The following is a 23,351-nucleotide window of genomic DNA, read 5'->3' on the forward strand; positions in this document are numbered from 1 at the left end:
GCGGCGCAACCTGCTAAAAAAGGGGCGAAATCCGTTGGTAACGATCGGCGTAGGAATAATCGCGATGCTAAGCTTAGCGCTCTTGGCGTTTTTCGATATGTTGGTATACCGTCATCCCTTTCTCCTGTCGATCCGGCAGCTGTACAGCCAAGTACCCTATTTCGCCGGGAAATACTGGATCCTGCTCGCGCTCGCCTTTCTCGTTGCCGCATGGAACGATCTCGAACGGCTTCCCGCCATTAAGCGAATCCTGGCCAAAAAGCCGGGAGGACGAAGGAAGGAACAACATTGGAGACGAAACTAAGCCCGATTCAGCTCTACGCGCTCACGCTCGTCTTCCTGCTAGGCACCTCCATCATATTCGGAACGCCGAGACTGGTCCCCGACACATGGCTCGTGGACCTGCTGACGATCGTCCCCTCCTTTCTGCTTGCCGGCCTCTACATGCTGTTGATTCGGCTCGGCGGCGGCGGGAATCTGTTCGACATGCTCGTCGGCGCCTGGGGCAAGGCGGCCGGCCGGCTGCTGATCCTCGCCTACACGGTTTACTTCCTGTATATCGCCTCGCGCAATCTGCGCGACATGCTCGAGCTCGTCATGACGGCGCTGCTTCGGACGACGCCCGGCGAGCTGGTCATCGTCCTCTTCGTCCCTATCGTCGCCTATGCCGCCGTCGGCGGCATCGCTGCCCTTGGGCGGCTATCCGTTCTGATCGCCCTCATGGTCATGATGTTTTTCACGACGCTGACCTTTCTGCTGATATTAAGCGGCTCGGTCGATTCGGAGCGGCTTCTTCCGTTTTTGTCCGAAGGCTTCGGGAAGGTCGCGGGCTCCGTCTTTCGAAGCTCGCTCTGGTTTCCCTACGGCGAGCTGGTCGTGTTTCTCGTTTTTCATTCGCGGCTGGGCGGACCCGGGGCGATCGGCAAAGCGGGCACCTACGCGCTGCTCAGCTCCGCCGCCGTTTTAACGTTTTCCGACGTGCTGCAGATCTGTACGCTGGGCATCGAAAATAAACAGTACTCCGTGTTTGCCCTTCTCGATGCGGCCAGGCTGATTAACGTCGCGAATTTTATTACGCGGATGGATGCCTTGGTCGCGTTCATTTTCATATTCGGCGTGCTGCTCAAAGCCGCCGTGCTGCTGTACGCCGGCGCCCGCGGCGCCGCATTTCTGTTCAAGGCCGACGTGAGCCGCTTTGGCTATCCCCTCGCCCTGCTGATCGGGTCGCTGTCGCTGCTGGTATCCCGCAATTATGCCGAGCACGTATCCGAAGGCCTGATTTACGCCATGTATTGGCTGCACCTTCCCCTCCAATTCGCGGTTCCGCTGGCAACGCTTCTGCTCTTGCGGATACGGAAGCCGAAAGGAGCGAATGCATGAGAACGAACCGTTTCCGCAAAGAGGCCGTCGCGCAGCATTTGAAGCAACATTTCGGACAATCGGCGGATTTGACCTTGGTCCCGATCCGAGTCGGCTCCCGGCAAGGTCTTCTTTGCTATTTGTCGACGATGACGAACACGACCTTCCTGACCGAAAACGTCACGATGCCGCTGCTTCAAGCATACCGTCAGGGGAATTTTCCGGAAGACCGCGGACTGGACGCCGTTCGCGAGCGGTTGTACGGAGGGCTGGCCACCCGCCTGCTCGACGACCCGCAGCCATTGCCCGGCATGCTCACGCAAGGCTACGCAGGCCTGCTCCTGGACGGCGAACCGCTCATGCTGATGATCGACGTCAAGGAGCTGGAAAAGCGCTCCATCAGCGAGCCGACGACGCAGAACGTCATCAAAGGTCCCAAAGAAGCGTTCACGGAATCCGCCGATACGAACATGAGCCTTATACGCAGGCGGATCTTGAACGAACGCCTCCGTTTCGAGAAGTTCGTCGTCGGCTCGCAAACGAAAACGCACGTCTACTTGACCTTTTTAGAAGGCGATGCGGACGAACGGATATTACGCGACATTCGCGGATTCCTTCAGAGCAGCAGCATCGACAGCCTGTTCGACTCGGGCAGCTTGGAGCAGCTGTTCCGTTCCCGCGGAGGACAGCTGTTCCCTACCGTATACAACAGCGAGCGGCCGGACTCCATTTGCGCTTGTCTGATGGACAAACGCGTCGCGTTAATCGTGAACGGCAGCCCGTTCGTGCTGATCGTCCCCGCGCTGTTCGCCGATTTCTTCGAATCCCCGGAGGATGAATACCAGTGGTTCATGGTAGGATCGTTCATCCGCACGCTGCGTTATTTGGCGTTCCTGCTCTCATTAAGCCTCTCGGCCCTTTACGTCGCGGTAACCTGCTATCACCAAGAACTGATACCGACATTGCTGCTGACCAGCATCGCCGCCCAGCGCACCGGCATACCGTTCCCTGCCGTCATCGAGATGTTCCTGATGGAAATTACGTTCGAGCTGCTGCGGGAAGCGGGCACCCGAATGCCGCGGCTCGTCGGGCAATCCATCTCCATCGCCGGCGCGCTCGTATTGGGCGAAGCCGCGGTCCAAGCGGGCATCGTCTCCAACATCACCGTGATCGTCGTCGCCCTCACGGCCATCGCCGGATTCGTCTCGCCCGTCTACTCCTTCGGCGCGAATATCCGCTTGTTCCGGTATGCGTTGATCATACTAGGTTCCCTGTTCGGTCTGTACGGCGTGATCGTCGGATTCGCCTTCCTGGTCATCCAGCTGACGCGGATGGAGAGCTTCGGCATTCCCTATCTGTCTCCGCTGTCCCGGCTCGTGGGGAGGCGATCCTCGTGAAGACGCCACGCAGAATCGCCCGCTTCTTGGTCGCGGCCGGCATCCTGCTAATCCTTGGCGGATGCTGGGACATGGTCGAGGTGAGCCGCTCTTCCTTGATTACCGGGGTCGCCTTGGAGAACGGACAGAATCACGCCTTTCGGGTAACGGTCGAGGTATTGAACGCGGCGGAGACCATGAGCGCGGAAAACGGCAGGGGCGATGCGCCCGCGCAGCTGTACACGGCCGAAGCGGATACGCTCTCCGAAGCCGTCAACCGGATGAACGAGCAGTTCGACCGGCTGCTGATCGGATCTCACATGCAGGCGATCGTGGTCGACGAGCGGCTGGCGCGCAAGGGATTAAACGACTTAATGGACTTTTTCGTGCGCTCCCGCTATATTCGGGAAGACGTCAATCTCGTCATTTCCAAAAATGACCGGGCATCTGATATACTTCGCGTTCCCTATCCGGGCGGCATGAACGCCGGGCTCGCCATTCAATCGCAAATCTTCAATCTCAACCGGGTGTGGGGAGGCGCGCCTAAAAGCCGGATGAACGATTATACGATCGCGACCCAAACCCCCGGGCGAGAATTGTTGCTCGCGGCGGTTTCGGCCGAAGGTCCCGTCGGCAAAAACATGGACAGCGTAAAGACGCTGGAACCGAAATCGTCGATCCGCGTCATGGATACGGCCGTCTTTAGAGGAGATAAGCTGGTCGGCTTCCTCCCGGCCTCCGATACGAATATCGTACTCCTCGTCACCGACGATTTGGAGCAGACGACGATCTCCGTTCCGCTGCGGGAAGACAAAGCGTTCGCGGCGGTCCGGCTCGTCCGCCTCCATGCTTCGAAGTCGGTCCGGATGCATAGCGGAAGGCCTAAAATAACGTTAAACGTACAGGGCGTCGGATTCATCGTAAGCCTGGACGCCACCATGCCGCTTGACCGAGCATCCGGCTACCAAGAGCTCGAACGGCTGGCCGAGGGCTACGTCAAAGAGCGGATCGACGCCACCGTCAAAAAAGTTCAGACTGATTTCGATGCGGATATTTTCGGCTTCGGTGAATGGATGTACCGGCATAGACACAGCGAATTCGAACGAATCTCGAAAAGCTGGAACGAGCTGTTCGCGGAAGCAGAACTGCAGGTCGACGTCGACATCAAGCTCGAGCGGTCCGAACTGAAAACCAGAAAAAATAACGAAATCCGTTAAGGGCGGGATGTAGCGGACCCCCGCGAAGACAACCGCTCCTTTTCAGCTTGCGCATCCATCCCCCTCGCGTGCCCGAGCGCTCTCGGCGGAGCGCTTATTCGATTATTCGTCCGCGGCGCAGAACCCGTCCTAGCGACTTCTTGAGAAAGTCCTCCGGAAAATAGCGGGTCGGAAAATCGATTGGATGCCCTGCTACAAAAACGAACCGGCATCCGTCTTATCTATCGAAAGGGGGCACGGCTGCGGCATGGAAGAAGGCGCGCAAGTACCCGAGCTATTCCAGCGCTTGTTCCGGGAGCACTACCCCGGCGTGGCGCGGAAGCTGTACGCTTTGACCGGCGATCGCGCGGTAGCGGAGGATCTCGCCCAGGAAGCGTTCCTCAGACTCTACCGTCAGCCGCCCGAACGATTGGAAGCCTGCGGCGCCTGGCTGCACCGGGTGCTGACCCGGTTAGGCTACGATTATTTGAGACAGCGCGCGTCGGGCAGGGCGTTGTTGGAAAAAGAGACCGCTCGCGTGGCGGCGTGGTCGGAAGGCGCCGCCCCTTCGGGAGAGTCGGAGGTCATCCGGGAATGGGAGATCGATGTCGTCCGCCGGGTGCTGCTCAAGCTCTCGGACCGGGACCGGACCGCCCTGCTGCTGCGGGAAGAAGGATACAGCTATGAGGAGATCGCCCAGCGGCTCGGGGTTAATCCGAAGATCGTCGGCACGCTGCTGGCCCGGGCGGAAGAACGATTGAAGAAGAAATACGGTCAGGAGGAGGATTCCAGCGATGAATCACGAGGACAAACGGAACGGCGAGAGACCGGACTTTGATCCCGAGCGGGCTTGGACGCGGTTCGCGCGGGCGACGGCGGAAGAACCGGTTCCGGCGTTCTGGCGGCAGGCTGAAGATGCACATCATCAAAAGGACGGGGCGATCGATATGAAGCGGACGAACGCAATCGGCGCGGCGCAAACGACGCTGGAAGCCGCGGCTGGCCAAACGGCCGGCGGGAACACATTAAATAGCGCAAGAGGCGGCTGGCGGACCGAAAAGCCGGCGAAGCGCAGGCTGCGGAGGCTGTCCGCCGGCGTCGCGGCGGCTGCGGTGGCCGTCGGCCTCTTCGCAACCCCGCTCGGAGACCGGACGATGGCCGCGATGCTGGACACCTTCCGCATCCAGCATATGGTTGGCGTCGGGATTTCGGAGAACGACATGGCTTCTATCTCGAGCCTGCTCGAACGCGGCTCGCCCGACGGGGATCAAAGCTTCGACCTGGCCCAGTACGGCACGTTGACCCAATCGGGCGGCGGCGAGTCGCGCACCGTGGCCTGGGAAGAAGCGGAAACCCGGATGGGCGGACCGCTGATCCGGCTGGACAGCCCGGCCGCGCCTTCCTATCAGCCGGCCACCGTGCTGACGTTCCGGCTGAACGTCAAAGCCGTCAATCGCCTGCTGACCCGATTGGGCAGCGACACCACCCTGCCGGCAGCCGCTGACGGCAAAGCGATCACCCTCCGCATTCCGGACGGCGTCTCCATGGAGGGCGCTTTGGCAGGCAAGCAGGCTCGGCTGCTTCAGTTCGGCAAGCCTGAACTGACGGTCGAAGGCGGCATCGACGCAGCCGTCGTCCGGGAGGCGATCTTGGGTCTGCCGGTGCTGCCCGATAGCCTGCGCACCAAGCTGGCCGCCATCGGCGACTGGCAAAGTACGCTGCCGGTTCCGGTGCGCGAAGGCGCGACCGAGAGCTTGCGGCTGAACGGAAACGAGGCGGTCATGACCGAAGGCGACGCCAGGCGTTTTCTGCTGTGGCTCGACGGAGATCGCATGAGCTTGCTGAGCGCCGAAACGGACGATTTCAAGGCGCCGACCGACTTCCGGCGCGCTGCCGAGGCGCTTGTCCGGCCATGATGATGATCGATACGGCGGACCTGACCAAAACGTACGAAGGCCGCGGCGGATGCCGCGGCGTTACCTTGCAGGTGCCGGAGGGCTGCATCTTCGGCCTGCTGGGACCGAACGGCGCCGGCAAGAGCACCTTCGTTAAAATGCTCGCCGGCCTTCACCGCCCCGATTCGGGGCGGGCCGTCATGCTGGGGCAGCCGCTCGGCCGGCCGGAGGCGCGGCGCAAGCTCGGGTATTTGCCCGAGCTGTTTCGCTTTCAGGAGTGGCTCACGCCGACGGAGGTACTCCGCTTCCATGGCCAGCTGGGCGGGCTGCGACCGCGGGATACGCGCTCGACCGCCTTCCGCGGCCGGGTCCGGGATACGCTGGAGCTGGTCGGCTTGGCGGATGCCGCGCACCGGCGGGTCGGCGGATTCTCCAAGGGCATGCAGCAACGACTGGGACTTGCGGCGGCGCTGCTCCTCGATCCCGAGCTGGTGATCCTGGACGAACCCGCTTCGGCCCTCGATCCGGTCGGCCGGCACGAGATCCGGATTCTGCTGAAGCGGCTTCGGGCCAAGGGCGTGACGGTATTTCTCAACACGCATCTGCTGGAGGACGTAGAGGCGCTATGCGACCAAGCGGCCTTCCTCTACGGCGGCGAGCTGCTGGCTTCGGGTCCGCTGCGCGAGCTTCTCGGCGGTGCCGGCGACGGCGGCGTCGACTGGAGATTCCAAGTTGGCGGTTGGCTGCCCGACTCGCTGGCGGCGCTTGGAGAATCGTTAGGGGGACCCTCGGTCTCCCCGCTGCGGCTCGTCGAAGCCGATACGAACGGCAACGCCGTCTTGTCCGCGCGCGTAGCCGACCGGGAGCAGGCAGGCTATCTTTGCGCGCTGTTCATCCAAATCGGACTGACGCTGTACGAATCCGGTCCCGAGCCCAACAGCCTCGAGGATTGGTTCATCCGGATGGCAGCTTCCCGTCAAGGAGGCGACGCGCAATGACGATGTACATTTCGGCCACCTTCAAAGAGTTGACGCGCAAGCGGGTGTTCCTGGTCACGCTTGTTCTCACGGCGCTCTTTCTGATTCTGTTCGGCTTCGGGCTCAGGGAAGTGGCCGGCTTGAACGAGCAGGAGCCGAACCATGCCGCCAAGCAGCTGATGGACAGTATGATTTTCATGATCCTCGGGCTTTTTTTCGCGCAATTTTTGGCGTCCTTTTTCGTGCTTTTCTCTTCGATGGGGACCGTCACCGGAGAGCAAGAGAACGGCCTGCTGCTCGCCGTCGCCGCCCGCCCGCTCCCCCGCTGGAAGCTCTACCTGGCCAAGTGGCTGGGACATGCCGTCTGGATCGCCGCCTACAGCGCGGTTCTGTTCGTCGCCATGGTGTGGATCGTCCACGGCGTCACCGGCCTCCACCTGTTCGCGGGCGACCTGCTGCGGGGATTCGCCTTGTTTATCTGGATGCCGCTCTTGCTCCTCGCGCTGTCCATGCTGGGCTCCGTCTATTTGCCGATGCTGGGCAACGGCATTTGCTCCGCGCTGCTCTACGGGCTCGCGCTCTTCAGCGGTCTCATCGAAGGGATATCGAGCGAAGGGGGAACACTGCTCGGCATGGAAAAATTCACGCTGCTGACCGGGCTGATCGTACCGACGGACTCGGTCTACCGGAGAAGTCTATACGAGCTCTTGGGCGGGTCGGACTGGGCCGGACTGACGAGCACCTATTTGGGTCCCTTCTCCATCCCGACCGTTCCCTCGAATGCCTTCCTCCTCTATACGGTCGCTTATGCGGCGGTTCTGCTCCTGCTGGGGTGCCGGGCATTCAGTCGGAAGGATCTGTGAGCCGGGACCTTCGCCGATTTCGAACCGCGTCGCAGATCCGATCTAAAGAAGACATCCGCCCCGCTTAAAGAGAGGATGTCTTCTTTAATGGGCTTCAGTCGAGCCGTAAGCGCGGGCACGCTCACTTATGCCCGGCTTGCACCTCGCGGATGAGCTTATATAAGCAGCGCATAAACGCGCCTCTCGTGATGCGGGATTCCTTAGAAATTCCACGATCAACCCATTCACCGGCAGAGTCGGAGATGCCGAGCGCGCCCGATGCGACTCCGATCCACCGGGCCGCCATCGTCCCCGTCAGTACGCGATGCTCGCGCCAATAATCCCCTGGGCTCGTTTCGTTCATGGGCAGCCTTGGCCCCATATCGATGCCGACCGGAAGCAGGCGGTCCGTCGCCGGGAGCACGGGCAAGGCTCGGCATCCGGGTAACGTACGCATCCACGCGATAAGCTTGGCGGCTTCGGATAGCGGCATCGGATCGTCCAATCCGGCAGTATAAGATGAGAAGAACCCCCTTGTTCCGAAGTATTCCGCCGCTTGTCTCGCAGGATGATCCCAGGCAACGTCTTCAAAGTAGGTAATTCGCTGCTCACCGTCAAGCAAGGCGGTCTGCAGGACATCGATCGGTACGTGGCGCAAGTCTGCGCCCAGCGCGATCGCAAGGTCGGCCGCGATGCCTGCCGCAAAGCCGAGCTGCATCCAGCACGGCTCCATCCGAATCGTCCCGAATCCCATGTGCGTCGCCGATACGGCGACCGGCACAAGCAACCCGTCGATGGCTTGCGGCACGATGACGCCGTACGGAATTTGATATGCCTCCGCCAGCCAATTGAGACCGAGGAACCCCTCCAGCGCTTTATTTCGGCCTTGCGGCTCTCGCTTTTTCACGGCATGAGAATCGATGGGATAATCCCCGATCGCGATGCTGTCGAACTGAATCGGCGCGCGTTCCAGTCCCGGAGCCAGTCTCGCATCGTTTTCCGTAAACGTATATTCGCCCCATATCCGTCTGGCCTCGCGAACGTAAAGTTGGGGCGGAAAATAATCGTATTCGATAAATTCGTCCGCCGCGTAGCCATAGCTTAGCGCATCCTTGCGGAACGCCTCCGGGAGTTCCTCATCGTGCTGAACAAACCAAAGCAGTCCTTGAATGTAGTGCTTCTGACGTTCGACGAACCGCTCCCTCGTCTCGCGATCGCCGTCGGGATAAGCCGTATTCTCCTCCGGGAGATCGGTCGAGCACAGGCAAAAATGGTGATTGTTGCAGTCTGTCTTCCCGTTCGGCACGGACAGCATATTGAGCACGTCGCGTATAGACTTGACGCGTCCGTCGGCAACATCGGCTGCGAGCGAGGCATAGCTCTCGCGATCATAGATCGGAGGCCTGGCAATCTCAATGAAATTGTCCGGGTTCCGGGTCAGGCACAATCGGAAATTATATGCTTGTATCCGCTCGTCCCCTTCGCCGGTGCTGCCGGGATAAACTTCCTTGGGCTCGTCGAAGTTCATATAAAGCTTGCCGGCGTATTCCTCGTTCCATACGTCCCGAGGTTCGCGGCCCAGCCGGTACGGAACGCCCGCCATCTTCGCCAGGTCGCCTTCGTAAGTCCCGTCAATGAACGCGCTGCCCTCGATCTCCCACTCCCCTGCAACCGTTTGTACGCGAATGCCCGTCAATCGCCGGCCTTTTAAGCGAGTCTCCTTCAGCTCCGCGCGCATTCGGATCGTAAGGGAATTTTCCTTGCCGGTCATCTCCAGCAGGATGCGCATCGCGACCGACGGCTCGAAGAACAGCCCTTTATTGCAGTCCCTAACTTGCTCGGAATCATCCCCGTACCGCTCGCGGTAATAGGCGTGCACGCGGTCGGCGAATTCGCGGAAAACGGCGCCGCAAGCCTCGCGGGAGAGAATGTCGGTTCTGCCTAATCCGCTCGTCAGCATGCCGCCCAGATGATCCGTCGGCTCCAGGAGCAAGGTCTTGCGGCCCTGTCTTGCCGCGCCGAGCGCCGCGCCGATGCCGCCCGGCGTCGCTCCGTAGATGACAACGTCAAAGCTGTTCATTTGACCTCTGCTCCTTTATCGGCGATTAGCCTTTAATTCCCGTAAAATTAATTCCTTTTTCTACGAAACGCTGCGTGGATATGAACAAGAGCAGCAGCGGAATCAGCGAGAGAACGCCGCTTGCGCTGATCCAGTTGGGCCGCACGATGGTGTTCCGGTTGGTCGTCTGCTGCATGTCGTTCATCGCGACCGGGAACGTCCAGTTTTCCGGCGACTTCGTGACGATATAAGGCCACATGAACTCATTCCAGACGGGCAGGAAGGTCATGACCCCCACGATCGTGAAAACCGGGATCGACATCGGGATGACGATTCGCAAGAACGTTCTGAATTCCGTCGCGCCGTCGATCCGCGCCGCCTGCAGCAGTTCCTTGGGCAGCTGATCGAAGAAGCCCTTGAACAGGAAAATCACGAAGCCCCAGGCAAAATGCGGCAGGATGATGGCCCATAGGGTGTCGCTTAAGTGCAAGTTTTTGATCAGGATATATTGCGGAATCAGGGTCGATACCCCGGGAATCATGATGGTCGCCAGGAAGAACATCAGCAGCGAAAACTTCAGACGGTTGCTCCGAATGAGCTGGGACAAGGCATAGCTGCCTAGACCTGCGAAGATCAGCTGCCAGAGGATGACGGTGAACGTGACGATGCCGCTGTTGATAAAGTAGCGGTAGAACCCAAGCTCTCCCGAATTTCCCGACGCCATCCGCTGCAAGCTTGCGAAGCTGTCGAACAGCCTCATCGCGTTGCGGGAATGCTCGATGCCCGTTATTTTCCCCGCTAGCACGTCATGGTCCGCGAAAAAGTCGAGATAGCGCTTCGCCACCTCATGGCTTGAGGAGCTTGCAACGGCCTTGGCCGGCTTGGATGCCGTCCCGTACCATGCGAAATCGCTCAGCTTCCTGTCCGCGATGATCGGAAGCTTCAGCTTCATGACCTGGTCGTTGACGATCCGGGTAGGCACGACGGACATCTGGCCTACATAAAATTGCGCCGACGTGGTCTTCGCCCGGAACAGCTGCTTGCCGTCTTTCGTCCCCTTGACGGTAATCTCGCCGAGGTTGCTGCGGATCAATGCCGCCCACGGGAACCAGGTCGCCTCCATCGCGTCTTTCTTGTAGAAGTCCGCCTCCTCGCTGTCAACGCCCGTATAATCGATCGTGACGGTAAGGGTGTGAGGCACGTCCGGTATAAACTTGGGCGTAGGGGATTGAATCGATTCGTTGTCCATGATGGAAGTGAGGAACAGCCACACGAGCGGCAGCGTACCGCACACGAGGAAGAAGATCGTCACGGCGTAGGCGGTTATTTTAAGTCCCTTCTCGCCTTTCTCTGCGATGCGGTTAGGCTTCATGCCGTTCAGTCCTCCTCCCTCTGCAGCTTGAATTGGATGACCGTCAGCGCGGCGATGACTAGAAACATGAAAAACGAGAGGGCCGCCGACATGCCGAAATTGGACTGTTCGAAGGCGGAGCGCTGGATGAGCAAGGACACGACCAACGAAGCGTCCGCGGGACCGCCTTTCGTCAGGATGAAAATATTGTCGAAGGCGAGCAGCGCCCCGGACATGAACGAGATGAATTGAATCAGGATGACGAACCGGATGTTAGGCAGCACGAGGAACAGAATGCGGCGCCACGGACCGCAGCCGTCGATCTTGGCTGATTCGAACAATTCCGAAGGGATCGACTTGATCGCGGCGTAGTAGAGCAGCACGCCGATGCCGCCGCTGGCGAAAAATCCCGGCAAGACGATCGCGAACTTGGTCATGGCGATGTCGTTGAGCCAGCCGTAGGGGCCGAGTCCGATCTTGCCGAGCAAGTAATTGAACAGCCCGCTGTCGGGGTTGTACATCCACTTCCACAGCAGCGCGCCGGCCACGACCGGCAGGATGCTCGGAATTTGATACAGCACCCGGTACACCGCGTTCGCCCTGCGGATTTCGCTCAGGAAGAGCGCCTGCACGATCGGCACCCAGAACGTCAGCGCGACGGACAACAGGAAGATGATAAAGGTGTTCTTTAACGCGAGCCAGAACGTCGAAGTCTTCAAAAAGACGAAGTAGTTTTCCAACCCTGCGAACCTGCCTGGCGGATTCACGATATCGTAGTTAAATAGACTGATATAAACGGCCGAGAAGATCAGATAATATTTAAACACGACGAAGACGATAACGGACGGCAGCAGAAACAAGACCGGCGTCCACCGAATACGGATTCTGGATTCGAGCTTCATCTATTCACCGCCTGCAAAAGAATAAATGCCGGGATCTCCATGATGGAAACCCCGACATTTTAACAATCCGTCCTTATTTGCTGGATTTGCTCAGGATATCCTTATTGTACTTGTCGATAACTTCCTTCTGCGCCAGTTGCTCGGCCGCCTTCAATTCCGTCAGCGGATCCGCGTTCTTATCGAGCAGAATCTTCTGGATCGGCTTTACGACATAAGGACTCAGACTCGACTTCAAGTAGTATTCCAGCTGCTGCGTCTCGGCCGCCTTGCGGATGGCGCTTAAGAAATCGGCCGGCATTCCTTCGATATAATTCGTCGGGTCCACGTCCTTGACGACGGTGAACGGATTGACGCCGAGTCCGTTGTCTTTATTGAACTGCAGTCGGGTCTCGATCGTTTCTTTGGACGACATGAACATGATATATTCGAAAGCCGCTTGCCGCTTCTCCGGCGACGCCGACGGGCTGATGGCCCAGAAGCTGCCGCCCACCTGGGACGGGCCTACGCCCGCGGGACCGACCGGGTAAGGCATGAAGCCGATCTCGGCGGGATCCATCCCTTGGCTGACGAAGGTGTTGTAGGCGTCGGAAGCGCCGAGGATCATCGCCGATTTGCCGCTGTAGAAATCTTTGTTATTCTCTTCGTAAGACTGGAGAACGTTGCTCTGGACGACTTGATGCTTCCACTTCAGATCCTTGTAATACTGCAGGGCTTCGACGGTCGCTTCCGAAGTGAAGGCAAGCTTGACGGTTCCGTCCGGCTGCAGCTCCGTCAAATCTCCGCCTGCCTGCCAGACGTAATATTCGAAGTGCCAGTCGCCCCAGTCCATCCCGAGAATATCGAAGCCCACCGTACCCGGATTTTTTTCCTGCACGGTCTTGGCCGTCGCCGCGAATTCGTCCCAAGTGGTCGGCAGGTTCGTGATGCCGGCGTTCGCGAACAGCTTCTTGTTGTAATAAACGCCCGTCGAATACATCGAAAAGGGCACGCCGTAGATTTTGCCGTCCCGGGTGGCCATATTAAAGGCGCCGTCGATAAACCGGTCCTTGTCCGGAGAGGCGTTGACCAAATCCGTAATGTCCGCTACGATCCCCGCTTGAACGTATTCTTGCATCTTCGGGAAGGAAGGCCGGAACACCTCCGGCTGCTCGCCGCCCGCAACCGCCGCCAAAAATTTCTCGGACGTCTGCGTCTCGTCCTCGTGAATGACTTTGATGTTCGGATGCGCTTCGTCGAATTTGGCCTGCAGCTCTTCGGTGACCGCTTTATTCGAGGCATCCGGCGCCGGTTTATCCCAGACCTTGATCTCGACGATCGCCGCCTCTTCCGATGGCGCCGCCGAATTTGTCGCAGCCGGGGCGCTGCCGCTCGGCTGCGCCGTCGTCGCGGCCGCCGGATCGTTCCCGTTATCGGAACCGCATGCCGCCAGCATGCCGAAGGCTAACGACATCGTTAGCAGCGCAGCCCCTTTTTGTTTGGAACCCCTGTAAAACTTCATTCTATAAACCTCCCGTGGCCTGTGTTTGGCTTGCATCTTCATCATAAGAGGTTACAACATTTTACTGAATAGAAATAATTAACCACACTTCTATGAAAATCTCACCGCTCGGCTTTCGAGCGATACTGAACCGGCGTCGTCCCCGTCGACTTCCGGAATACGCTGCTGAAGTATGCCGCGTCGGGGAAGCCGACCATGACGGCGATCTCTTGAATCTGCAGTTCCGTCTTCTTCAAGAGTTGTTCGGCCTTGCGAATGCGTTCGTCGGTCATATAGCTGACGAAGCTGCCCTTGAACCGCTCTTTAAACCGTCTGGAAAAGTAGTTCGGGTGAATATAGAAGCGATCCGCGATCGTCTGCAGGCTGATCGGCTCGTGCAGGTTAGCGTCTATATAAAGCTTGATCTCGTCCATCAGATCGGGATTCGACGAATGCCGCATCCTGTGCAAGTGCTCGATCATATTGCTCGCCATGTCCGTGAGCTTGGCCGCGATCTCCGTCCAGTCCTCCGCCGCGTGGAGCCAGTTCAGCATATCGTCGACCTCGCCGATGATCCATTCCGGAATGCTCGTCTGTAGGAGCAGATACTTGCGGAAGAGAAGATGAAGGTCGATGCAGAAGCTCTCCAGTTGATTAAAGCTGGATGATTCGTATTGAACGAGCGCCTCGACGCGACGACCGAGCCACTTGGTCAGCGCCTCCGCGCCGCCGTCGTTCAACAGGCGGAACACGAATCTCTCGTCCTCTTCCGCAAGAACCGAGCGCTCGTTCCCTTTGCCTCCCGGCGCCGGAGTCATGGCGTAAACTTGATTGCGTCCATGAAGGATGCGATCGCGCAGCGCTTGCTTCGCCTGCTGATAGGATTGATGGATCTGGCGGACGCTGCGCACCGGCATGCCGAAGCCGATGGTCGCCTCGAGCTTCAGATAGCGGTTAATGCCCGTCAGCGCTTCTTCAAGCTCCCGCTTCATGGCGGCGGGTTCGATGGAATTGCCGTCTCCGAGCACATAGACGAGCTCTTTGTCGTAAATCGAATGACGGAACAGCGTCCCCTCGCGCTCCGCGGATTCGAGCATCTGCGAGATGACGTTCGAGATCGCGAATCGAAGCAGCGCTTCGTCTCCTTGAAGGAAGGAGCGATAGGGCAACCCGGGCAGCGCGACTTCGATCAGGACCACAGCGAATTCGCGGCAGGAGACGCTCATGGCAGCCAGCTTCTCGTCCTGCTCGACGGCGACGCTCTCGCCCCCCTGCTGAATCAGCTTGGTCAACAGCCGTTCGCGCGAGGTCTCCTCGCTTTTTTGCTGAAGCTGCCGAAGCTCTTCGCCCAGAGACGAATGCCGGCGGTCCTGTTCGATCTTCGCCATGATGCGCATCAGGCAGCCGCGAAGCTCGTCGGGATCGACCGGCTTCAGCAGGTAGTCGGCGACGCCGTATTGAATGCCTCGCTTGGCGAATTCGAATTCCTCATACCCGCTGACCAGGATAAATTCCAGCTTCTCGTCCAGCTTCTTGGCCTCCCGGATAAAATCGAGACCGTTCATCTCCGGCATCCGAATATCCGTGACGACGATGTCCGGCCGGAGCTCCGCCAGACGGCGCAAGCCTTCGCGTCCGTCCGCGGCTTCGCCGATCTCCTCGATCGGCAGCCCCATCCGTTCGACGATCCGAACGAGACCTTGCCGCAGCAGAGGCTCGTCTTCAATAAGGAGTACCTTCATCCGGCCGCTCCTCCTCTCCGAGCTTCCTTAGCACGATCACGACTTCCGTTCCTTGCTCCCGCTCGCTGGTTATCGTAAGCCCGTAATCGTGGCCGTACAGCAGCTTGATGCGGTGCTGCACGTTCATGAGACCGATGGACGAGGGAGGATTCGAGTCGCGGCGCTGTTGGATATCTTTGCCCAGCAGCGCATTCAGCTCCGCCAACCGCGCCGCCTCGATCGGCGGACCGTTGTTCCATATCGAGACGTAAATCTGCCGATCGGACCGGCTCCAGCCCCGGATGCGCAGCTCGCTCTGGGCGGACATGCCGTCGAAGGCGTGCACGAAGCAGTTCTCGACCAGAGGCTGGAACAGCAGCTTCGGGATCGGGATGCCGTACAACGCTTCCTCCACTTCGATGGCGTATTTAAACCGGTTCCCGTAGCGCTGCTGCTGGATATACAGATACAGTTCGATCTGCCGCAGCTCCATCTGCATCGTGGACATCCGGTCCGCGCCGATGTTGTAGCGGAACATCTTCGCCAGCGAGCGGCTGATCAGGCTGATGCGGTCGTCCTCGTGCAGCGTCGCGAGACTATCGATAATGCCTAAAGTGTTGTATAGGAAATGAGGATTGATCTGGGATTGAAGCGACTTGATTTCCGCCTCTTTGCGGACCAGATCGGTCTCGTATACTTTCAGAATCAGCGCCTTGATCTCCTCGGCCATATGGTTAAACCTGTGGATGATGTAACCGGTCTCATCTTTGGACCGAATAGGAAGCGTTATATCGTAATCGCCCTTCTCGACGGCCAGAATGCCCTTTTTGAGCTCCTTGAGCGGAGTGAGGATCCGCGAAGACAAAACGCTTGCGAGCAGCATGGCGCCCATTAAGCAGGCCAGCCCGATAAAAATCGTATCCCGCGCCAAACCGTTCACCTTCTTGAGCAGGGTGCGCACGTCGACGATGCCGACCAGAACCCATGACGTATTCGCCAAGGGCTGGGAGACGTAGAGCATGTCCGAGCCTCTATGGCGTTCAAGCGGCTTGCCCAGCAGCGAGAGGTCGGCGGATATGCGGATCGTCTCCGTCTTGGAATCCGCCAATAGAAAATCCACGCCTTCCGTCTCTCCGAGCGCCGCGAGCCATTGATTCAGATGCTCATAGGACAGCTGGATCATCAGGACGCCGATGATGGGAAATTTGGAGAGCGCGCTGATCTTCTTTACCGCCTGCACGAACGTGAGCGTGCTCGCTTCCTGCCCCGTGCGGCTGTCGAATGCGATCGACGGCACCCAGACGCCTCTGCCGTCGTTTGCGATCGCCACTTCCTTCAAATCCTCGAAGTCGGGCACGTCGGTATTGTTGAGGTTGCCTTTGATCAAACGATTGCCGCCGAGCTGCGTGACCACGATAAATTCAACCGCGGCATGGTCCGTCACGAATTGGCTGAAGCTGCCGGAAAACTCGCCGTACGCTGCCGGATCGGAGCCTAACGTCTGCACGAAGCTTTGGAATCTCGGATCCGAGAAGTAATTCCATGCCGTGCTCCTGATGTTCGCCATCTGCGTCTCCAGATTGGCGGCCGACTGCGAGCTGAACATCTCCATGTTCTGGATCTCGCGCTGCTTGATGTCGGAGGAAGTATGGGCGTATGAATACAGGCCGAGCGTCGTTACCGTAATGGTAATGGTGGCGAAAGATGCGAGCAGCATCTTGCGGTAAAGGGAGCGCGAGACGTAGGCGAATACGTTCGTCATCCGCTTCATCATCGATTGGATCAATGCGAGTATCGCCATCGCCCCCAGCAGACATTTTTCTCTACTTTTCGTTATCTTTCTTTTGATTCCTGCAAGAGGAGTCCTCCCCGATCTAGATTCAGCGTAATTGTATAGCGTCGAGAAAAAAGCGAGAATGGAATATCTACACTTCCTCGCTATGAATATTTTAACGGGAACGCCAAACGGCGGCGCAGGGATCTCCCCCCTGCACCGCCGCTGTCCGCTTTATTTTAGACCCCGCTGACCTTGAAGTTATCCAGATAAACCCGGTGATCCCGCTGGAAAGTGGACCCGATCACGGCAGCCGCGTAAGCCGTCGCGCTATCCGTGAATCCGGCCGTCGTGAAGCTGTAATCGCTCGTACTGCCCGTGACACTGATGTCGGAGATCGCGCCGCTTGCGGTGTTCACCGTGTAGGCGAGATGGAGGAAGCCGCTCTCCGGGTCCCAAGTGCCGGTATACGGGATCGCGGATCCGACGGACTGGCCGTTCACCTTCAGCGCGATCGCTCCCGTCCGGTTGTCGATGCTGAGGCCCGTAAAAGAAGTCTCCACGGTATCTCCGGCGCTCTGGGAAGGAAGCGTGGCGTAGAATCCGAGTCCCACGTGCTCGTAGGCTTTAACCGGGAACGAGAGATCCGCTTCGATGCGCAGGCGCGCCGGCTTGACGTAGGTGCCTGCGCTGCCGAGCGGAATGGCGATCGCGCCCTTGGCGTTCCCGGCCGCGTTCAACTGCGCTTGCGGCGCGGGAGCGCCGAGCCCGGTCTTCACGAAGGCGGAGAAATTGCCGTTCGAAGGGAAGTTGAGCAGCGACCACGTTCCTCCGGGAAGGTTGGCCGCGTTCGGCGATCGTCCGGCGATCGCGCTCCCGTCGCTGCCGCCGAACGTGTCGGAGATCAGGTTGACGGCTTGAACCGTCACCGCCACGCTCGCGGTCAAGCCTCCATAAGCGGCTTGCACGATTGACGTGCCCGCGGATAGAGCCGTGATCGTCCCTGTCGCATCGACGGCGGCTACCGCCGGATCGCTGCTCGACCAGGCGATCTGAACGCCGTGCATGACTGCGTTATTCTGGTCATAAACCGCAGCCGTTACGGAAGCCGCGTCCCCGACAGGCAAGGAGACGGCTGCCGGGTCGACCGCGATCGACGTCGGCTCCGAGATATCCTCACCGATATGCGTCCGGTCCGTCAAGATCAAATCCCCGAATAGCTCCGGATTTTTGCTAAGGCCGATCCCGCTCATGTATTCCATCCAACCGCGTCTGCCGGTTCCGTCATTATCGTTGACCAGGAAAGAGAATCCGATCGCGTTGGCCGCGGACGGCGTCATGCCGGCCGGCAGTATATCCGCCCAATCGATCGCCATTTCGTAGACGGTCTGGGTACCTTCGCGATGGACCGCGACCGCGGAATTCTGCAGGTTGTTGCCGCCGATGCCGCCTCTTTTCATGACCGCATTCGTCTCCGAATTCAAGGCGATGCTGTTTTCGCTCCAGCCCAGCTTGCCCGGGTCGATCGACCGGCCCGGATCGATCGCGAACTGAATGGAATCGCCTTTCCAGGAATCGCCCGGCGGGTTGTTGTTAAGGTGGATATTATCCGTCACCCGAACGGCCAGGTACAGATGCTCCGCGTCCCACTTCGTATAAGCGGCGGCGCTTAGATCCGCGGTTCCGCCCCAATCCGTCATGAGCCGGACCTGCGACGCCTGGTCGAGCGAGAAAGATTCAGCGTTGCTCCACTCCGCGCCGCCCAGGACGCCGTCGATCGCAATCGGTTGGTTCGCCTTCACCGCCGTCAAGGCGCTGATATTCCGCTCGATGAGCTGCGAGAATCCGTCGTCCCGATCTACCCGTACCTTGACGGGGAGCGGATCGTCCTTGCTCAGGGACGGCGCCGGAATCGCGACGGTCGCAGCGGAATTCGGCGCGATCGGTCCGAAGGCGAACGTGCCGGCCATATCCGAAGGCTCCAGCACCGTGACGGTGCCTCCGCTCATCGTCGCGAGCGAGTTCTGGTTGTCGATTGTGACCGCCAGATTCCAGCCGTTGCCCGCTGCGTTCACGACGGGAGAGGCATGCACGACGACCGCCTCCTTCATGAGGACTTCAATCGTCAGGCTGCCGTACCGCTGACCTGCCGAACCGGTCGGATAGATCCTCGCGACGCCGTCGGATGCGGTCTCCGGGGCTCTGACGGTCAAGACGTCCGCCGCCGATCCCGAGCCGAAGGCGCCGCCCGAGACCAGCTGCCAGCCGAGAGGCAGTACGGACTCGTACGTGCCGGAGAGCGCTTCGGCCCCGCCTGCCCGGGTGACCGCGATCTGAACCTCTTCCCCGGGCGCCGCCGTTATGACCGAAGCATTCGCCGAGAACGTCGGCGTATCCAGAACGGGCGCCGAGGCGAAGTTCCCGATGAGGTAGACGGGGGCTTCGGAAATCGTAAACGTCGTCGTCCCGCCGATCGTATCGAAGGAACGGGCATTGCCGAACAGATCCGCCAGCACAACCTGGGCGCTTCCCGTATGCAAGCCGATCTGCTTGTCGGCATTGGACCAGAGCGCGACGATATCCTTGTTGTCGGACGTCCGGTGGAACTTATACGCTCTAACGTCGCCGTCCGCCAGGCTGTAGGCTTGAACGAAGGAGGCGCCGCCCAGCAGATCCGACGCGGCATTCAATCCGACGAACGATGGCTTCGGCGAATTGTCGACGTAGAGCAAGCCTTGGCTGCATTCGTAGAAAGTGCCGTCGGTACAGTCGTTCAGGAAATCGTACCAATAAATTTTGTCGATCAGCGTATCGTTCGCCAGGTTGGTCACGTACAATTGCGCCGCATACGAAGCCGAGTCAATCTCCGAGAACCCGCCCCACTTCTGATCCATCGTCGGCCAGCCGATCTCGGTTAGCCACAATTCGATGTCCTTCGAGAGTCCGTGGCTCGTTTGATAAGCTTTGATATAAGCATCCAAATCCTGGAATTCGGCGATAACCTCCCCTTGCTCGGGATTGTGCGAAGGATACACATGGAAGGACATCGCGTCCAAGTATTGCGTGGCGCCAAGGTCGACCAGCTGCTTCAACCAGGGCTCGTCGTAGTTCAGCGTAACGCCGCCGACGACCTTCATGTTGGGATTCAAGCCCTTGATCGTCGTATAGGCATTCTGCAAAATGGACAAATATTGCGCTGGCGTCAATTGCGTGCTCAGCTCATTGCCGATCTCAAAGGCGTTCACTTTGCCCTGCAGGCTCGTCACGGTCTGCTGGATGGCAACGGGATCCGTGTTCGTGACGATGAACGTGCTTAACCCGTTCGCCGTCGCGTTATCGATGTAGGTCGTCGGATTGCCCGCGACATAGCCGTCGCGAATCGATACGGCGCCCGTCTGCACGGCAAGCGGCAGCCGGACGTCCGATCCCCCGTATGCTTTGCTGAAGTGCGTGTTCAATCCCAGGAAAGAATGAACGGGCTTGCCCGTCAGATCGGCGATCGTGCCGATGTGTATGTTTTCGTGGAGCTTAATCGTGCCGTCCGCATTGACCGCGTCTATAGATACGGTGTACGTCCCTTTATCTAAAATGCCGAAATTCAGCGGCTTGACGAAGCCCTTCTGCGCCGGATTGAGACTGACCTGGAACGCGCCGTCATCCACGACGGCGTTGGCATCGTCAAGAAGGCTGTATGTCACGTCCAGCGTTCGGCCGGCATCGAATTGATTGTCGAATACCAAGTTGACGGTCGACGCTTCCGTCTCCTTAAAGACGCTGCCCGTCTTCACTTGCGCTCCCCGCATGGACACGGTAGGGATCAATTCCACCGTCACCTTGGAGAAGCAGATCGGGACGCTCGTCTCGATCCGGAAGTCGGCGCCATTATTCAGACGGTTGCTGAATTGCGCATCCTCGACGATGTATGTCGCCTGCTTCCAAGCGTTGCTGCCGGTCAGCAAGGTGAGATCCGTATAGGCGTACTGAGTCAGCGTGGAATCGTAGGCCAGCTTGAAGCCCTTCTCGCCGGTCACGGCGCTGTCATAGTAATCTACCGTCACCTTGACCGTATTTTTGCCGCCATAAATATAGTTGTCCGATACTTTAAAATAGATATAGTGCGCGCCGGCAGCCGGATTCGTCTGCCAGCCGGTGATGCCGTTATATGTCTGGACGGTCTTGGCGTTCGTATCCCCGGCAAATGGCGTCAACCCGTTTTCCTGAGCGGCAGCGCCCAGGATTACGCTTGCCGGACCGGTAAACGGCGTCACGGTGACGGGAACGCTAGTCGTTAAGGTGCCGTTCTTTGCCGTGACCACGGCGCTTCCCGCTTGCAAGGCCGTGATCTTGCCCGTGCCGTCTACCGTGGCGACCGACGTATTGCTGCTGGCGTAGCTGACGGTTAGCTTGTTCATCAGGTACCCGTTCTGGTCCGTCACGGCTGCGGCGATCGTTCTGGTCGTGCCGATCGGCAGGCTGACGCTTGCCGGGACCGCTTGAACCCCCGTCGCTACGGAAGCTGCCGCGCTCTTCCCCACGGTGACGCTTCCGAACAGGATCGGGACAGAAGTGTCGATTCGGATGTCGGCCCCGTTTTCCCGGTTCGCGAGGTTCGCGTCCTTCAAGGAGTAAGTGACCGTTTTCCAAGTGTTGCTGCCGGTCAAGTACGTCTTGGGAACGTTGTAATCCCACGCGTTCGATACGGAATCGTAAGAGAATCCGAAGGTGTTGTTCGCGATGTCGGCGCTATCGTAATACTCGAACGTGACCGTGACCGCGTTCGTTCCGCCATTGATAAAGGCATCCTGCACATTCAGGTAAATATATTTCTCTCCGCCGGCCGGGTCGGTTCTCGAACCGGATTTGCCCTGAACCGTCTCTTTAACGACTCCTCCCGGGCCGTCTCCGCTCCAAGCCGTTATCCCGTTCTCCGCATTCGTCTCTCCCAGCACGATGCTAACCGGACCCGGAACCGGATCCGCGCTTGCATATGACGGGACGAGCGCAACGACCAGCATCAATGCCATCAGTAATGATAAAACGGATCTCCTCTTCATCATACCCACCTTCCTCCCCATTCGGTTAGACGCATTTTCAGTATAATGACGAGGAGGAAAGCACCCTATGAATATCCTCATGTAAGCGCTATGAAATATTGTACGGGTCAAGAAACGATGCCGCGGCTCCGCTCCTGCCGCGATGCCTGGCATTCGGCCGTAGGGATCAGCCGCGCCGAATATGGCATTCATACGATCGCGCAAAAGGAAGACCCGCGGCATCGTCGGCCGCGGGTCTTTTCCTTTTACGCTGTGACGGCGATGCTAAGCGAAGAAGCGCTTCGCGTGTCGATGCAGTTCGACGGCGTAATGGCCGAAGCCCTCTTCGGTCGGGTGCACGCCGTCCGCGAACAGATAAGGCAATCCGGGTACGAGCCCGACGCCGTCGACAACGCGGACTATGCCTGCGCCGACGTTCGCGCTCGATTCTTCAATCGTCCGCCGAACGTCGGAAAGCGTCCCCGCGGCTTTTCGCTCGTCTTGATGCTGCGCCCAGATCGGCGTAATGACGAGGATCGGAACGCCGTCATAGCGTGTCGCGATCTTGGTTAACAAGGATCCGGCATTGGCGGCGATCTCTTCCGCCGATTTGTTTTTCGCCCAATCGTTGAAGCCGTATGCGACCGTGATCAGATCCGGTTCATACGGCAGCGCGGGATCGAAGCTCGCCGGATCGAAGTCGTGCTGGCCGACGCCATGGTTGAGCAGCTCCGCCTCAAGCAGCCTTGCCAGCCTGACAGGATAGGCGCCTGCGGGATTGCGGCTGTCGAAGCCTTGCGTGATCGAATCTCCAAGGCTTAGCAGCTTGCGTGAAGTCCTCTCTGCCGCCGGCGCGACAGATGCGCCGGGCGACAGGCGGACATCGGCGACCGACAACCGGGCGAACTGAGACAAGTAAACTTCGACCTTGTTCGATTCGCCCGCCGCGCCGGGCGGCGGAAACAGGAAGCGGAACGTCGCCATACGGGGCAATGCGCCGAGCGGCTCGATCGTCTGCAGACTCGTCCACCGATCGTTAACCGCGCATATGGCTTGGACATAATCGCGGACCGAGCCCTCCACCATCACGTCCAGCTCCAGCCATTCGGCATCCGTCCGCAAAGCGAGACTGACGCCGGCCGGACAATGGGAACGAAGACGATAGGCTTCGTTGTCGCCGAAATGAGCGAGCTGACGCTCGGTAAATCGCACGGGCAGAACGCCATGCTCCGTTTGCTTCAATGCGAGCAAATTGCGATAATAAGCGGCATTTTTCCAAAAGTCGTTTCCTTTGCTCATCTTCGTCTCCTCGGGGTAAAAGCAATGAATTGGTATGTTATGGCATTATAACATCCTTTTCAGCCTTATTTAACCCTGCGAAAGTAACCT

General features: G+C 59.0%; 16 protein-coding genes. 8 read left to right on the top strand and 8 right to left on the bottom strand.

The window, feature by feature from the left end:
• Positions 1-64 precede the first annotated feature (64 nt).
• The 8 genes from BM235_RS27585 to BM235_RS27620 all read left to right on the top strand — a co-directional run bounded on the left by BM235_RS27585 (position 65) and on the right by BM235_RS27620 (position 7,666).
• Positions 65-304: a hypothetical protein gene (locus tag BM235_RS27585; protein ID WP_143106738.1), complete on the top strand. Its 240-nt coding sequence runs from the start codon at positions 65-67 to the stop codon at positions 302-304.
• Positions 289-1,380, top strand: a complete 1,092-nt coding sequence (locus BM235_RS27590) for a GerAB/ArcD/ProY family transporter (protein WP_090117477.1) — start codon at positions 289-291, stop codon at positions 1,378-1,380. Before BM235_RS27585 ends, BM235_RS27590 begins: the two co-directional genes overlap by 16 nt.
• On the top strand, positions 1,377-2,756 hold the full coding sequence (locus BM235_RS27595) for a spore germination protein (protein ID WP_090117478.1): 1,380 nt from the start codon (positions 1,377-1,379) through the stop codon (positions 2,754-2,756). The genes BM235_RS27590 and BM235_RS27595 overlap by 4 nt, the downstream gene beginning before the upstream one ends.
• Positions 2,753-3,952, top strand: a complete 1,200-nt coding sequence (locus BM235_RS27600; protein ID WP_158543808.1) for a Ger(x)C family spore germination protein — start codon at positions 2,753-2,755, stop codon at positions 3,950-3,952. Before BM235_RS27595 ends, BM235_RS27600 begins: the two co-directional genes overlap by 4 nt.
• Positions 3,953-4,199: 247 nt before the next feature.
• The gene (locus BM235_RS27605; RefSeq protein WP_090117479.1) at positions 4,200-4,769 is read left to right on the top strand and encodes a sigma-70 family RNA polymerase sigma factor; all 570 of its coding nucleotides are present in this window, start codon (positions 4,200-4,202) and stop codon (positions 4,767-4,769) included.
• Positions 4,726-5,847: a hypothetical protein gene (locus tag BM235_RS27610; protein ID WP_090117480.1), complete on the top strand. Its 1,122-nt coding sequence runs from the start codon at positions 4,726-4,728 to the stop codon at positions 5,845-5,847. The genes BM235_RS27605 and BM235_RS27610 overlap by 44 nt, the downstream gene beginning before the upstream one ends.
• Positions 5,844-6,824 carry an ABC transporter ATP-binding protein gene (locus BM235_RS27615; protein ID WP_090117481.1) on the top strand — a complete coding sequence of 327 codons (981 nt, stop codon included), beginning with the start codon at positions 5,844-5,846 and terminating at the stop codon, positions 6,822-6,824. Before BM235_RS27610 ends, BM235_RS27615 begins: the two co-directional genes overlap by 4 nt.
• On the top strand, positions 6,821-7,666 hold the full coding sequence (locus BM235_RS27620; RefSeq protein WP_090117482.1) for an ABC transporter permease subunit: 846 nt from the start codon (positions 6,821-6,823) through the stop codon (positions 7,664-7,666). Before BM235_RS27615 ends, BM235_RS27620 begins: the two co-directional genes overlap by 4 nt.
• A gap of 121 nt (positions 7,667-7,787) precedes the next feature.
• Here the strand turns inward: BM235_RS27620 and BM235_RS27625 are convergent, their stop codons facing one another.
• The 8 genes from BM235_RS27625 to BM235_RS27660 all read right to left on the bottom strand — a co-directional run bounded on the left by BM235_RS27625 (position 7,788) and on the right by BM235_RS27660 (position 23,261).
• On the bottom strand, positions 7,788-9,725 hold the full coding sequence (locus tag BM235_RS27625; protein WP_090117483.1) for an FAD-dependent oxidoreductase: 1,938 nt from the start codon (positions 9,723-9,725) through the stop codon (positions 7,788-7,790).
• A gap of 25 nt (positions 9,726-9,750) precedes the next feature.
• Positions 9,751-11,076, bottom strand: coding sequence for a carbohydrate ABC transporter permease (locus tag BM235_RS27630; protein WP_090117484.1), 1,326 nt, complete (start codon positions 11,074-11,076; stop codon positions 9,751-9,753).
• A 5-nt stretch (positions 11,077-11,081) separates the two neighbouring features.
• Entirely contained in the window at positions 11,082-11,957 is an 876-nt protein-coding gene (locus BM235_RS27635; RefSeq protein ID WP_090117485.1) for a carbohydrate ABC transporter permease, read from the bottom strand.
• 73 nt (positions 11,958-12,030) lie between these two features.
• Positions 12,031-13,455: an extracellular solute-binding protein gene (locus BM235_RS27640; protein WP_158543807.1), complete on the bottom strand. Its 1,425-nt coding sequence runs from the start codon at positions 13,453-13,455 to the stop codon at positions 12,031-12,033.
• A 101-nt stretch (positions 13,456-13,556) separates the two neighbouring features.
• The gene (locus BM235_RS27645) at positions 13,557-15,176 is read right to left on the bottom strand and encodes a response regulator (RefSeq protein ID WP_090117487.1); all 1,620 of its coding nucleotides are present in this window, start codon (positions 15,174-15,176) and stop codon (positions 13,557-13,559) included.
• Positions 15,157-16,956, bottom strand: a complete 1,800-nt coding sequence (locus BM235_RS27650; protein ID WP_090117488.1) for a sensor histidine kinase — start codon at positions 16,954-16,956, stop codon at positions 15,157-15,159. Before BM235_RS27650 ends, BM235_RS27645 begins: the two co-directional genes overlap by 20 nt.
• A 212-nt stretch (positions 16,957-17,168) precedes the next feature.
• Positions 17,169-21,986, bottom strand: coding sequence for a sugar-binding protein (locus BM235_RS27655; protein ID WP_158543806.1), 4,818 nt, complete (start codon positions 21,984-21,986; stop codon positions 17,169-17,171).
• A 261-nt stretch (positions 21,987-22,247) separates the two neighbouring features.
• Positions 22,248-23,261: an SGNH/GDSL hydrolase family protein gene (locus tag BM235_RS27660; protein WP_090117490.1), complete on the bottom strand. Its 1,014-nt coding sequence runs from the start codon at positions 23,259-23,261 to the stop codon at positions 22,248-22,250.
• Positions 23,262-23,351 lie beyond the last annotated feature (90 nt).

Origin of the sequence: Cohnella sp. OV330, assembly GCF_900112065.1 — a bacterium.
Taxonomy (GTDB): domain Bacteria; phylum Bacillota; class Bacilli; order Paenibacillales; family Paenibacillaceae; genus Cohnella.